The organism is Alicyclobacillus sp. TC (genome assembly GCF_016804365.1).
Lineage (GTDB): Bacteria > Bacillota > Bacilli > Alicyclobacillales > Alicyclobacillaceae > Alicyclobacillus_I > Alicyclobacillus_I tolerans.
Genome location: NZ_CP044434.1, coordinates 2,197,863 through 2,210,961 on the forward strand (window position 1 = coordinate 2,197,863; position 13,099 = coordinate 2,210,961).

Genomic DNA, 13,099 nt, shown 5'->3' on the forward strand with positions numbered 1-13,099 from the left:
ATTCCACACCTCCAAACAAAATATGAAATAGAGAAAATAGCATCGATATGGTGTCAACTTAATGGTGTCAACTTAACGGTATGGATTGACCTGCTTGAACGTAAGCGTGTTCATAAGGAAAAAGTCCCAGCAGAGCAAAAATTGAACCTACTATTTCTAAAGTATGGTTGTGCATAAAGAAACCAAGCACAAAAGGAACGAGTCCCCCAGCTAACAACCCGGTCCAGAAAAACCATTTGTACCGACCGTAGATCATCTGATGAGCAGCTCGTTTAGCATCCTCAATGGTATGCGGAATCATCATTTCACTGCAGACCAAAGCTAAATGTACGCCAGCTGAGACGATGAGTGTCGTTTGTATGATAAATTCCATTTTTCCAGACATGGGGATAAAGAGTCCGACAATAGCAAACGACGCGGCTCCTGCCAACACTGCCTGAGACAAAAGATGTAACGGCAGGGCGGGATTTTGCCACAAATCGCGTCCTTTAGCCTGAGCAAATAAAAATGCGGTGTACATGGCTGTAAAAGCACCCAAAAGAAGTCCGGCAACAGCGACAAACATTTCTGGTTGCTGTTGATGGAAAAGGCTCAGTAAGAATTGCAGCAGAAGAACAATGCCGTACCCAGCAATGATGAAGGAACCGCGAACCAGCCAAGATTTCCATTGAGGGCGTGTAAAAATGCGGATAAAACGCCAGGGGTGTTCCAAATCGTAAATCAACAGGATACCTGTAATACCCAAAAATACAAGTCCAATTGCAGCAGCAACCATCTCTATAGTCGAATCTAATGAAACACCGCTGAGCGCAAAAATTGCCAGCATAATAAGAGCTCCTGCTGAAATTGATTTCGTCCATGTATACAGAGAGACTTCCCAATGCCATGGTGAATGGTGCGGAACATCATAAGCCAAACGAGCAGCGGCGACGCTATGTTTACCTTTTTGACGGTGCTCATCATGGACAGGATAACCGGTCCTCTCTTCAGCGTACATATTCATTGTTTCGTAGCGAGCTTTGGAAGGATTCAATGTGTAATCGCTTGCACCAACATAAAAAACTTTAGGATTAGTTCCTTTTTCGGGTTTCCTGACATCTGCTTTATGGCGTGAGATAAGCTGTAAAACTTCACTGTCGGGTTGATTGAGATCTCCAACCACAATCGCTTCCACAGGACATACTATGACACAAGCCGGTTCAAGCCCTTGGTCGATCCGATGCGCACAAAAATTGCACTTTTCTGCGCTGTGAACGTTAGGATTGATATAAATCGCATCGTATGGACAAGCAGCCATACACGCTTTGCAGCCAATACACACATCGCGATCGAAATCAACAATACCGTCATCACGTTTAAACATCGCTGTGACTGGACAAATGGGTACACAGGGAGCATCGTCGCATTGATTACAGCGAGTAATTTGAAATTCCCGGGAGACTTGAGGATAAACGCCGACTTCAACCTGTTTGACATACGTACGGTTGACACTGAGAGGCACATCATGTTCCATTTTGCAGGCTACAGAACAGGCATGGCAGCCGATGCAGGTTTCCTGATTGATAACTTTGCCCCAACGTATAGGTTTTTCTTCTTGTAAAGGAGAAGAGACCATGATTTGGCTCAACCTAAAGACCTCCTTTTGACAATCTGCATACTCAAAGCGTATCACTGTCAGGAGCCTCTAGGTTATGCGAAAATTACAACCGGGTATCGAGTTCTGCATCTTTGTCCAGCACACGATTGCCATTCACCCTGCCCGTATGCAAATCTAGCACGCGGGCTGTGCATAAGGTTTTCTGGCTTTGGAATCTCCCCCTAACCTAACAACTCCGTGAAGAATTTTTAAGCTTCCACTTCTCAACCTTCATGGGCAGCTAATTGAACGTGATCGACACCTATAAATTCGAACGACATTGGGCATCCGTCTTCCTATACTTCGTAACCGATTGACGGGCATCAGAATATCTTTAGGGTGAGTATTTCACAAATAGTTTTGTAGTTCGGTAAGCTGTCTTCATGTCAACCACACGTACTATCAGTTGAATAGCTACTGTTGCAGACGAAAACGTTCAAAATGATAGATTCGCGAATCGGTTTGGATATGAACCTCATAAAAAAATGAATAAATGATTTGTTCTTCCATATCCTCCGAAAAACATGACCAGATGTCAATTGCTTGCAGTTGCTCTCTTTTCGGCTTATATCCTTCTAAGGAAAGCAAATTCTGTTCTTTAGGAAGATCAAAATAAACTTTTCCTATTTTTAACTCCCGAATAGGAATGTGAAAATAGTATTCTTCTGTAACAAAGGGTGGAGCAATATACAAACCGTGTTCAAAAAAATGCAGTTGGACAGCTGTGTCTGATATTTTTTTGCCACCATCTTTGTATTGAAGAGCGTATCCATTAAATAACGTGGATTCTACACCCAATTCAGTAAACATACCTCGCCATTCGCGATATCCCATTGGCATTTGCAAATTAAACTCCATAAAACCTGTATTCGGCGTAACCATTCCCTCCGTCATAGATAACATAGGAATCCAGTTCATGTTTTCAACTCCCGTCCGTCTCGGTGTTTGGAAGAGGAACTTTCTTTTAATAAGAGCGATAAAAAATGGGCAACCATGTATCGCGCATAACGTTCTTGTCTTTGCACAATGTATAGTTTTCGATGAATGCGAAACTCACTGACCGGGATTTCTACCAACGTACCGTTCAAACAATCCTCACGAATCACTAGTCTTGACAGAAAAGCAATACCCAGGCCAGCAGTAATCGCAGATTTAATCGCCTGTGTACTGCCAAGTTCCATCATAAAAGATACTCGATCTAAAACTCCTGCTTTATCAAGAGCTTGCTCTGTAATTTGCCGCGTACCGGAACCTTCTTCACGACACAAAAGAGGTTCTTGTAAAACTTCTTGCAAAGTAACTTCTGATTGATGAACAAACGGGTGAAAAGGTGGACAAACTAGAACGAGATCGTCCTCCATCCATTCAGTAATTTGAAAATCGGAAGCAGATTTTACCTGCCCTCGACAATACCAATATCAATACTGTGATGGATTAAAAGCCTCAACACTTCAGCTGTATTGGCTATATGCATGCGAATTTCGGTAAGAGGATACTGTTTTTTTAATTCACCAAGAAGTTCAGGAAGCACATATTCGCCAATCGACAAGGTTGCTCCTACGCACAATCCCCCGCCTTGACTGCGCAGACGAAATATTTCTTCTTTAGCGCGCATATGACAACTCAACATATCTCTGCTAAAGGGATACAAGGCATGTCCGAGCGATGTCAGTGTCAATCCAGAAGCACTTCGCTCAAACAACAAGCCTCCATATTCTTCTTCTAACACCTGTAAATGACGACTTGCTGTAGACTGCGTCATATGCAATAAATGCGCTGCACGGGATAAGCTCCCATGCTCAACCACAGCACAAAACACTTCATGACTTTCTATGTGCATCAATCGTCTCTCCCGACCTTAAACCGATTCCCTGCTTTGCTCTCTGTGTTCTTCAATCCTTTCTTTCAACGCTATTAGACAGTCTTGATAACTTTGAGGGAGTTCTTTTGTAGAAGACAATGTCAATGATTTTTGAACGAAGAGATATAATTGTGAAAGAAGAGCTTCCGATTCGGAGGCTGGCAAAAAAAGAGTGACTTCTTGCTCCGCATGCAGTGGACTTTCTCCATAACGTAATTTTACGCAGTCAGTCCTCCAAGATATGAGTAGCTCCCACACATCCACCTGCTCATGTGGAGACGTCGGCAATTCGCGGGGAAGCAACAATTCTAACGTATCTTCACCCACAAACAGATAGAGTATCAAACAAGGCTGCCTGTCTAATTCGCCAATTCCCCACTGAATTTCTGATACAACCTGTAGAGGACGCGGCAACAGAATCGCCATTTCCGGTAAATGATCCCAGAAGGTCAACAAATCATTGGATTGCCCTAAAGCTTTCGGTATAAACTGCATCATTTTCTCCCCCATCGGCAATCAGTTGAATCGATTCGATAACTTTGTCAACGATTGTACGCCTGAAAGAAATAGAATTCACCTGGTTTATTTTTAAATAGTTTTTTCAAAATAAAAACCGCTTGCCACATTTGCTCGTATTAGACTGTGATAGACATCATTACACAGAAAGGTGAGGAATTTCTTAATGAAAAAAAATTATTGGAAAGCTGCTGCGCTTGGGGGTTCTATATTTTCTCTAGCAGTATTAAACGTACCCACCGTCTTTGCAGCCAATTCTTCCATGATGGGTGTAGGAAATATCAATCAACTCAATCAAAATTTTGTGGTTTCCTCCACTGTTGACCCAACAAATGGAGACAACAATCCCTACGCAGTTGTCGTAGATAATCGACCAGGTTCAACAACTTATGGAGAAATTTTTGTTTCTAACTTCTCCAACAAAGCAGGTACCAATGGAGCCGGTACAACGATTGAACGGATTGTAGCAGGTAAACCTGTTCCTTTTGTCACAAACGCCAATGGACCTGCTGCTATGGCCTTTTCTCCCAAAGGCCCGCTCTGGATTGCTAACTTTGGACAAAATGGAACAGACGGAAATGTACAAGTGACAAAACCAAATGGTACATCCTTTGGTCAAGGAGGCTGGATAACCAACCCAGTATTGAAAGGCCCATGGGGACAGGCCTTTGCACCTGCTTATACAACATCGAATGGAAGTACTGTGCCAGCAGCCTTTTTTGCAACCGGGGCTCAAAATGGCACAGTGGTGGCCATGTTTGGATTTTCACCACCTGATTTTCAAACAACGACTCACTTTATCGTCCTCGGCAGTGGTTTGGCGAAAAGCGGTTGGGGTGCCAACAATATTGAAGGCCCTCAGGGAATGGCCTATGATACTATGACTCATACACTCTATGTCACAGATACAGCCGATAATTCTATACGCGCTTTTCAATGGGACGGTACAGCCAGTAAGAATCAAGGGATGGGTAAATTGGTTTATCAAAACGGACTTTTGAATAAACCAGCAGGTCTGACGATTGATCCTGTGAATGGAGATTTGTTAGTGGTGAATCAAGGAAACAACGATTTGATTCAACTGCGTATCCTGCCCAACGGTAAAGCACAGCCTGTGGCAAAAGTGGTACTTGATAAAACTCCAGTGAACCCTAAAACTGGTGCAGGATCAGCATTATTTGGCATTGCCGCGAGTAAAGATGCAAGCGGAAATTTGGTAGTCTATTATACGGACGACAACAGCAACACGGTAAACGAATTGGACTATCAACCTTCGATACAAATCACAGGTAAAATGCAAATGATGATGCAAGTGAATCAGCAAACGGTTGAAACTCCTTATGTTTATCAAACGCAAGCCATGGATATGGGAAAAAGTGAATGGTATGTACCTGTTTATTACTTGCAGCAAGCTCTTCATGCCATGAATTTTTCTTCCACTTGGAACGGATCGACATTGAACATTTCTACTTCAAGTCAGATGTCATCGATGATGTCCAAAGATATTCCCAGCTCATTGGGCGATCCACTGACAAGCGCTACTCTGATGGTGAATGGTACGTATGCAGGGATTGTTCGCAAAATGGTTGAGAGCGATCCGTATACTGGAAAACCTACGACATACGTTTGTCTGTCTGACTTAACATCCGTACTGGAGAATACGGGAATATCCCTGCAATTGTCCAATGACAGTTTAAACTTATCAATGAGTCATTAAAATGACAAATCGTTAAGGGGCTTTTCCAACAGTCATTCTAAGTGACTGGAAGGAAAGCCCCTTTATTTTGACTTCACGAGTCTAATCTCACACGCAACAGCTTCATGGACACGTCTCATCTTTAGACATGTGACACTCCTAAAACTTTAGGGCCAACAGGATGAGTTGTATTTGGATTAGGTTCCAAAGTAATCCCAATTCCATCGATTTCATGAAAGGAAATAGGAAACGTTTGAACAAACGTTCCTTTCCCTTCTGCATTGACTGTCATCACACCTGCACTGCTTCGTGTACCATGATGCCAAAACCAGATGTGGTAAACTTGACTGCCTACGGTTGGTTTTAAATGGTTAACAACGACAATGACGCGCAGAGAATTCCCTTTCGGTATGAGAATGACCTCACCTTGTCCCTCCTTATCATACGACGTTGCATGCATGGATAACATCGCAGGAGTATCTTGCATTTGCTGTTGCAACTGTGTAAGTAGTTTGTGTTCATGATTGAGTTGCAGGCCCAAACCTCCGCAAAGAAAGAACAAAATAGCATAACCAAGCCCTATCCAAAAGGGTCGACGCCTTTGATAACCCGGATGAAAGGATTCAAGTCGTGAAAAAGGTTGCCCTTTTGCTTCTCGTTCTTGCTTGTAGTTTTCAACCTCCTCTATACTCTCTGCTTGAATCGAAGACATCACTCGCTCTTTAAGACTAACGGGGGGGTCTATCAACTCTAGATGGATGGATAAATGGTCAAACAGTTGTTCTATATCTTTCAATTCAGCTTGACAAGCCGTACAAGAGTGAAGATGCTCCTGCATTCGACTGTGTTCTTCAGGAGACAATTGATTCGATAAATAAGCAAGCCAATCCATGGATTCACACGTTTGCCCGCTCATCATCTATGCCTCCTTCCCAACCGCGCATGTACAATCTCAAACGCCGTAAAGTTTTATGCAATCTGGTTTTTACCGTACCAATCGGTAAATGGAGTTGTTGTGAGATTTCATTCAGTGTATATCCTTGAAAGTAAGCTAATTGAATAATGGTTCGTTCTTCGGGACGCAATTCTGACAGCGCATCTTCCATATCTTTACGAAACCAGCTCTTTTCTAATTCATGAGTCGATCCGTTCCTTAACATCTCTCGATTCGTATCCGATTCCAATGAAACGGATTTTTTCTGAACCTGCTGTGACGGGCTTCTCAGTTTGTCATAACAGATATGGCGAGTCATCGTCAGTAACCAAGTAGAAAAGCGACTAAGTTCTGGTTGATAGACAGCCTTGGTTCTCCATAATCTGAGAAAAACATCCTGAGTTATCTCACTGGCTAAATCGGGGTTACCACAGCACCTGAGAGCAAACGTATATACCAATGAACTATATTGATGATATAGTCGTTCAAACGCAGTCTTATCTCCATGTTGAAGCGACTGAAATAATAAAGCATCTTCATTCAAATCCACAGTCCCGTTCACTCCCCGATGGATAGCCCAATGCGTCTATTATACGACACGATTCAGCATTCTTTTCTGCCATCCATCAGCCGGGACGGAAATCACTGTATCCCTTGAAAACATGCATGAAATGGTTCTATGAATTATACGTTAGAAATACTGTACTGGTTTTCTGCTGAAGATTTTTTCAGAATGATCTCACCTATCAAACAAGGATTTTCATATTAACTCTACGAATTTTTGAATATATCTGAATTAAGAGGAGGGAATGGAATGGAAATACCAGTTTTTTTAGCATCTGACGAACATTATCATCCATCTGACAAATATCGTAATTCGTCTTACATACAAAACATGCAGGAATATTTGCAACTCTACCAAGAATCGATTGAACACCCCGAACAATTTTGGAATCGCATTGCAGATGAATTGCGTTTTTTGGATCGAAAAAGTACGGTATGGAGCGGAAGTATGCCCGATTTTTCCTTTTTTCCTGAAAGTCTTCTCAATGTCTGCGACAACTGTGTCGATCGTCATGCCGAAAATCCTGCATTTCGAAATAAGGTTGCACTTTTTTGGGAAGGAGAACCGGGCGACAAAGATTTTTTGACCTACGCTATGCTGCAGCAACAAGTTTCAAAATTCGCCAATGTCCTTCGCTCTCTAGGACTTCAACCCGGCGATGTTGTAAGCGTATACATGCAAAATTTGTTAGAGACTTATGTTGTCCTTCTCGCCTGTCTGCGTATAGGCGTTGTCTACAATACAGTGTTTGCAGGATTTTCAGCCGAAGCACTGCGCGAACGAATTGTCGCATCGAAGGCAAAATTGGTAATCTGCTCTAATGCCAGTTATCGACGTGGAAAAGTTCTGCCTCTTAAGGACACTGTCGATCTTGCCTTACAAGGAGTGGACAGCGTCGAGCACGTGATTGTTTTTCGCCGTATACAAAACTTAGCTACTCCAATGACCACAGGTCGAGATCTTGATTATGAAGAGTTGATGAAAGGTTCCAGTCCTGACTGCCCTGTCACACCTATGGAAGCCAATGCTCCAGGATTATTAATCTTTACCAGTGGCACAAGCGGCAAACCGAAAGGTATTGTGCACGCAGGTGGCGGTTTCTTGTTGGGAACGTATGCTTACAGCAAATATCAGTTAGACTTGCAACCACAAGATATCTACTGGAATACGGCTGACATTGGCTGGTTAACATCTCACATCTTTGTACTCGTAGGCGGCTTGGCCATGGGCGCAACGACATTGCTTTATGAAGGCGCACTGGATTATCCGTATCCTGGTCGACTCTACGAAATGATAGAACGCTATCAGGTCAACAAACTTTTTTCCGCACCTACTGCTTACCGCATGCTGATGAAACACGGTGAAGATCTTGCCAAATCCTATCAGCTTGATCACGTCCAATTGCTTGCTTCCGTAGGCGAACCTCTCAATCCGGAGGCTTGGCATTTTCTGCGGCGCGTATTTGGCCAAGGTCAAACAGTCATCAACAACACGTGGGGACAGACAGAGACAGGTGGTACGCCTCTTGCTTCGCTACCGGGTGCGGTTGCCATGCGTCCTGGATCCTGCGGTGTACCTTTCTTTGGACACCATCTGGACATTGTTGACCAAAATGGATGCTCCTTGCCGGACAATACTCCTGGTTTTTTGGTCATTCGCAGCATTTTTCCAACATTGGCGCGCGATATTTTTGGCGATCGCCATAGATACTTGCAATCTTACTTTTCACAATTGCCGGGCGCTTATTTCACTGGAGACAGCGCTATCCGTGACTCATTCGGTCACTACTGGGTACTCGGCAGAGTAGATGACGTGATTAATGTGTCAGGCCATCGAATCAGCACCATGGAAATGGAGAGCGCCTTGATTCAACATCCCGCCGTGGTGGAGGCAGCTGTAGTAGGAGAACCTGATTCACTCAAGGGCATGGTGCCTGTTGCCTTTGTGACACTCGACAAAACCTATTCAGTATCGGAAAACATCGCAGATGAATTGAAAGAAAAGATTGTACAAGACATTGGTGCTTTTGCGCGTCCATCCCAAATATTGTTTGTAGATGTCATGCCAAAAACGAGATCGGGCAAAATTATCCGCCGCATGCTGCGTGAAATTCTCCAAACCGGTGATATGAAAGGCGATGTTACAGGATTAGAAGACGTCGACGTGCTTGAAACTTTGCTCGAACAGATGCAACGCCCATTGTAAAATTCATCAACATAACAACCGGCATGCCAGCGAAATCGTGCTCAGCATGCCGGTTGGATCAGGTATCTAAACCCAAGATGAAAAATGAGCGGCCACTCTATGCTCAGAGTTACAATATACAGGTTTAATCAAGCGCAATGGAGACCATTTTGACTTCCAAAAATTCATCCATAGCATGATGTCCGCCTTCTCTTCCCAAACCACTCTCTTTAAAACCGCCAAACGGTGCCTGCGTTTGTGTAAATTCTCCATCATTGACGCCCACCATGCCATACTCCAATTTCTCCGATACACGCAAAGCGCGACTGAGATTGTTAGTATAAACATAAGCCGCCAAACCGTAGTTGGTATGATTCGCACGCTCTATCGCTTCATCTTCTGTCTGAAAGCGAAGAACGGGCAAAACAGGTCCAAACGTCTCTTGCTGGCAGACGAGCATGGTCTCATCCACATCCGTCAAAAGTGTCGGTGCCATAAAATGTCCCTGGCTATAGGTTCCTTCGGTCAAACGGTGACCGCCAACAACGGCTTTGGCTCCTTTGCTCACTGCGTCGTCCACATGCTGCATCACTTTCTCTACCGCAGCAGCATTGACGAGCGGACCAATCTCTACTCCCTTTTCGCGGCCATCTCCAACTTTAGCGGCAAGAATTCGCTCTTTCAGTTTTTCTACAAAAGCATCATGTATACTGTCTTCTACGTACAGGCGATTGGCACAGATGCACTGCTGTCCAGAAGTGCGATACTTGCTTTCAAAAACCCCATGAACCGCTTGATCGAGATTCGCATCGGCGAAGACCAGCACAGGTGCATGCCCACCTAGTTCAAGACTGACCCGTTTAACAGTGCGCGCTGCGCCAGACATCAATAATTTGCCCACACGGGTCGATCCGGTAAAGGCAATCTTGCGCACATGCTCACTTGCCAAGAAAGCTTCTCCAATGGCTGCCGGATTGCCAATGACAAGATTAGCCACACCAGCTGGAAAACCGGCTTCTTCCATTAACTCAAACAAGCGAATCGCAGAAAGAGGCGTAGATTCAGCAGGTTTAAGGATTACTGTACAACCAGCAGCAAGCGCTGGAGCCAGTTTCCGCGCCACCATATTGACAGGAAAATTCCAAGGGGTGATAGCGGCGACAACCCCCACTGGTTGACGCAGGACAAAAAGACGTTTACCTGGGACGGAACTTGGTATGGTTTCTCCATAAACTCGTTTCGCTTCTTCGGCATACCAAAGAAAATTGTCCGCAGCCCCGAGTACTTCCCCTTTAGCCTCACGCAACGGTTTACCCATCTCCGCCGAGATGCGTTCAGCCAAATCATCCCGATTGGCACGCACTAAATCGTGCAATTTAAGCAGATATTTGGCACGTTCTCTAGGTGTCAGACCAGACCACGCAGGAAACGCTGCATGTGCAGCAGCAATGGCCTGATTCGCTTCAACACCGCCACCAAACGCTACCTCACCCACCAATTCTCCGGTTGCTGGATTATGAACTTTCCAAGTGCCAGCGTCTACAGCCGCTATCCATTCACCATTGATATACATTTTGCCAATTTCCAAAGCCAATCGCTCCTTTATTCCGATTCATCATTCACCTTACCCGTCGATTTGCAAAGCCTCAGTCAATGCGATTCCGAGCAAATTCGCATTGCATCAATTCGCTCCAAAATTTTTTCGCGAGGTAAAATAGCTTGTACAACCGAACCGTATCCTACCTGAGCCAATTTGTGCTCTGCGCTAACCTTGCAGATGACTTTACTCTGACTACATTCCGTTACTTCGGCAAGAAGCCGTACACGCGTACCTACCGGAGCTGGCGCCGCATGACGGACTTCCACAGCCGCACCTATTCCTTCTTCATGGGGTTCCAGAAAAGGTAAGATAACTCGTCTTGCCACCCATTCCATATAATAGACAAGAGAAACGGTGGAGAGTGTAGCATGGACACGTTGACCGCCAAACTCAGGACACATGTCCTCCGTCACATCAAATTCAAGCGTTTCTTGATAGCCTACGTAGAGTCCAGACTTCATTTCGCTCCTCCTCTCCCCATGCGTGCGGCGCTTTATTTTCCTTGAAAATGCGGTTTGCGTTTTTCCAGAAATGCCGCAACTCCTTCAGCGTGATCGGTCGTAAGACCTGCCTTTCCCTGCCACTTGGCCTCTGCATCAAGCGCCTCAGCAAGCGGTAAAGAGAGTGCCTGATGCATGGCAGCTTTGGTCATGGCCAGAGCTGCTGTTGGTAAAGTAGCTATCTGATGGGCAAATTGAAAAGATTCCGCAGCAAAATTCTCATGGGTAAAGATACGCGCTACCATTCCCCATTGCTTAGCTTCTGCTGCAGTCAGACGTTCACCGAGAAAGGCGAGTTCCTTGGCTTTATGCAGACCAAATATTCTTGGCAAAAACCAGGTGCCTCCGGAATCCGGCATCAACCCAATTGCAGTAAAGGCTTGAATAAAGACAGCCGACTCTGCAGCCACCAACAAGTCACAAGCGAGAGCTAGATTCGCACCTGCACCTGCTGCAACGCCATTGACAGCAGCAATGACTGGCTTGGGACAAGCAGCAATGCCTTGCACTACCGGGTTGTATCCCTCACGAACGACTTGTTCAAAATTCACGGGCTGATTTCCCTGTACCGCAGCTAAATCTTGACCAGCAGAGAATCCACGTCCAACTCCTGTCAGTATGACCGCGCGAACATCATCGTGTTCTGCACACTTAGCGATGAGAAGAGCGAGTTGATGCAGCATGTCCATGGTCAGAGCGTTCAATTTCTCAGGCCGGTTTAGCGTGATGGTAGCCACGCCCTGGGATATTTCAAAAAGAACATTCTGGTGTTCAGCCATCCTTCTTCCCCCATTCTCTGAATGAAGCGTGGCGAGACGGACAGACGTTAACGGTCAACGGCCAGTAAAGCGCGGCGCACGTTTCTCGCGAAAAGCTGACATTCCTTCGCGGCTATCTTCGCTGGAAAATAGTTGATAAAACAGGTTGCGTTCCATTTCCATGCCCGCCAGCAAAGGGATATCGAGACCATGCCATACAGCTTCCTTAATGGCTCGAATCGCAAGCGGCGCCCCCTGGGCCAGACGTTTAGCAAAATCTATCGTCTCGTTCAGGCATTCCCCTTCTTGTGCCACACGATCGACAAAACCGAGTTGAAAACCTTCTTCTGCTTTGACAGAATCTCCTGTCCAAAGCAGAGAAAGCGCTTTTCCAGCGCCGATTTTACGGGCTAAGCGTTGTGTTCCGCCTGCACCAGGCATAAGGCCAAGTTTGCATTCCGGAAATCCAAACGTCGCTTTAGGATCGGCAAAAATCATGTCACAGAGCAGCGCCAGCTCAAACCCGCCACCCAAAGCATAGCCACGCACGGCTGCTAAAAGTGGTTTAGGAAACCAAGCCATCCGATCCCAATCGCGAAATTGATTTTTCAATTTCATTTCCATCAAACTGAGGTTTTCCATTTCTGAAATATCAGCGCCTGCAGCCAGTGCACGTTCCCCGCCTGTCAGTACCACAACCCGGACTTCCGGCTGTTCCGACAAGCGATCTAAGCAATCCACAATTTCTTTAATACCCGCAATGGAAAGAGGATTCAGCCCATCTTCGGTGCCGATGGACAGCAGTGCTACACCATCATGCGGGAAGGATACCTTTGTAAACGATTGCAT

General features: G+C 45.2%; 12 protein-coding genes and 1 pseudogene. 2 read left to right on the forward strand and 11 right to left on the reverse strand.

Annotated elements, in window-relative coordinates:
- Positions 1-67: 67 nt before the first annotated feature.
- The 5 genes and pseudogenes from FY534_RS10880 to FY534_RS10900 all read right to left on the reverse strand — a co-directional run bounded on the left by FY534_RS10880 (position 68) and on the right by FY534_RS10900 (position 3,992).
- Positions 68-1,627 (reverse strand): 4Fe-4S dicluster domain-containing protein, encoded by a 1,560-nt coding sequence (locus FY534_RS10880; RefSeq protein ID WP_083573991.1) that lies wholly within the window; start codon positions 1,625-1,627, stop codon positions 68-70.
- Between the two features lie 423 nt (positions 1,628-2,050).
- Complete coding sequence (locus FY534_RS10885) at positions 2,051-2,554, reverse strand: hypothetical protein (protein ID WP_203114555.1); 504 nt, start codon at positions 2,552-2,554, stop codon at positions 2,051-2,053.
- Positions 2,551-3,018, reverse strand: a pseudogene (locus FY534_RS14865) (LysR substrate-binding domain-containing protein); the annotation flags it as partial. The pseudogene FY534_RS14865 and the gene FY534_RS10885, both read right to left, overlap by 4 nt.
- Positions 3,019-3,029: 11 nt before the next feature.
- Positions 3,030-3,476, reverse strand: coding sequence for a LysR family transcriptional regulator (locus tag FY534_RS14870; protein ID WP_203114557.1), 447 nt, complete (start codon positions 3,474-3,476; stop codon positions 3,030-3,032).
- An 18-nt stretch (positions 3,477-3,494) separates the two neighbouring features.
- A complete protein-coding gene (locus tag FY534_RS10900) occupies positions 3,495-3,992 on the reverse strand; it encodes a hypothetical protein (protein ID WP_238413518.1) in 498 nt (165 codons plus the stop codon).
- A 187-nt stretch (positions 3,993-4,179) separates the two neighbouring features.
- Between FY534_RS10900 and FY534_RS10905 the strand changes: the two genes are divergently transcribed.
- The gene (locus tag FY534_RS10905; RefSeq protein WP_203114559.1) at positions 4,180-5,730 is read left to right on the forward strand and encodes an NHL repeat-containing protein; all 1,551 of its coding nucleotides are present in this window, start codon (positions 4,180-4,182) and stop codon (positions 5,728-5,730) included.
- 121 nt (positions 5,731-5,851) lie between these two features.
- Here FY534_RS10905 and FY534_RS10910 read toward each other — a convergent pair whose 3' ends face one another.
- Both FY534_RS10910 and FY534_RS10915 read right to left on the reverse strand, forming a co-directional pair.
- Entirely contained in the window at positions 5,852-6,625 is a 774-nt protein-coding gene (locus FY534_RS10910; protein ID WP_203114560.1) for an anti-sigma factor domain-containing protein, read from the reverse strand.
- Positions 6,606-7,193, reverse strand: a complete 588-nt coding sequence (locus FY534_RS10915) for an RNA polymerase sigma factor (RefSeq protein ID WP_238413519.1) — start codon at positions 7,191-7,193, stop codon at positions 6,606-6,608. Before FY534_RS10915 ends, FY534_RS10910 begins: the two co-directional genes overlap by 20 nt.
- 264 nt (positions 7,194-7,457) lie before the next feature.
- Here FY534_RS10915 and acs point away from each other — a divergent pair, with 264 nt between their 5' ends.
- Positions 7,458-9,413, forward strand: coding sequence for an acetate--CoA ligase (gene acs, locus FY534_RS10920; RefSeq protein ID WP_203114562.1), 1,956 nt, complete (start codon positions 7,458-7,460; stop codon positions 9,411-9,413).
- 124 nt (positions 9,414-9,537) lie between these two features.
- Here acs and FY534_RS10925 read toward each other — a convergent pair whose 3' ends face one another.
- From FY534_RS10925 to FY534_RS10940, 4 genes are all read right to left on the reverse strand, one after another.
- Entirely contained in the window at positions 9,538-10,965 is a 1,428-nt protein-coding gene (locus FY534_RS10925) for an NAD-dependent succinate-semialdehyde dehydrogenase (RefSeq protein WP_203115606.1), read from the reverse strand.
- A gap of 77 nt (positions 10,966-11,042) precedes the next feature.
- Positions 11,043-11,453 carry a thioesterase family protein gene (locus FY534_RS10930; RefSeq protein WP_072872787.1) on the reverse strand — a complete coding sequence of 137 codons (411 nt, stop codon included), beginning with the start codon at positions 11,451-11,453 and terminating at the stop codon, positions 11,043-11,045.
- Positions 11,454-11,485: 32 nt separating this feature from the next.
- Positions 11,486-12,271 (reverse strand): enoyl-CoA hydratase-related protein, encoded by a 786-nt coding sequence (locus FY534_RS10935; protein ID WP_203114563.1) that lies wholly within the window; start codon positions 12,269-12,271, stop codon positions 11,486-11,488.
- A gap of 54 nt (positions 12,272-12,325) precedes the next feature.
- Positions 12,326-13,099, reverse strand: coding sequence for an enoyl-CoA hydratase-related protein (locus FY534_RS10940; RefSeq protein WP_072872785.1), 774 nt, complete (start codon positions 13,097-13,099; stop codon positions 12,326-12,328).

Bases quoted from the DNA above. Each gene is read 5' to 3' on its own strand.
- FY534_RS10925 (WP_203115606.1), bottom strand. From the start codon at position 10,965: ATGTATATCAATGGTGAATGGATAGCGGCTGTAGACGCTGGCACTTGG.
- FY534_RS10900 (WP_238413518.1), bottom strand. From the start codon at position 3,992: ATGCAGTTTATACCGAAAGCTTTAGGGCAATCCAATGATTTGTTGACC.
- FY534_RS10905 (WP_203114559.1), top strand. From the start codon at position 4,180: ATGAAAAAAAATTATTGGAAAGCTGCTGCGCTTGGGGGTTCTATATTT.
- FY534_RS10940 (WP_072872785.1), bottom strand. From the start codon at position 13,099: ATGCAATCGTTTACAAAGGTATCCTTCCCGCATGATGGTGTAGCACTG.
- FY534_RS14870 (WP_203114557.1), bottom strand. From the start codon at position 3,476: ATGCACATAGAAAGTCATGAAGTGTTTTGTGCTGTGGTTGAGCATGGG.
- FY534_RS10930 (WP_072872787.1), bottom strand. From the start codon at position 11,453: ATGAAGTCTGGACTCTACGTAGGCTATCAAGAAACGCTTGAATTTGAT.
- acs (WP_203114562.1), top strand. From the start codon at position 7,458: ATGGAAATACCAGTTTTTTTAGCATCTGACGAACATTATCATCCATCT.
- FY534_RS10910 (WP_203114560.1), bottom strand. From the start codon at position 6,625: ATGAGCGGGCAAACGTGTGAATCCATGGATTGGCTTGCTTATTTATCG.
- FY534_RS10885 (WP_203114555.1), bottom strand. From the start codon at position 2,554: ATGAACTGGATTCCTATGTTATCTATGACGGAGGGAATGGTTACGCCG.
- FY534_RS10935 (WP_203114563.1), bottom strand. From the start codon at position 12,271: ATGGCTGAACACCAGAATGTTCTTTTTGAAATATCCCAGGGCGTGGCT.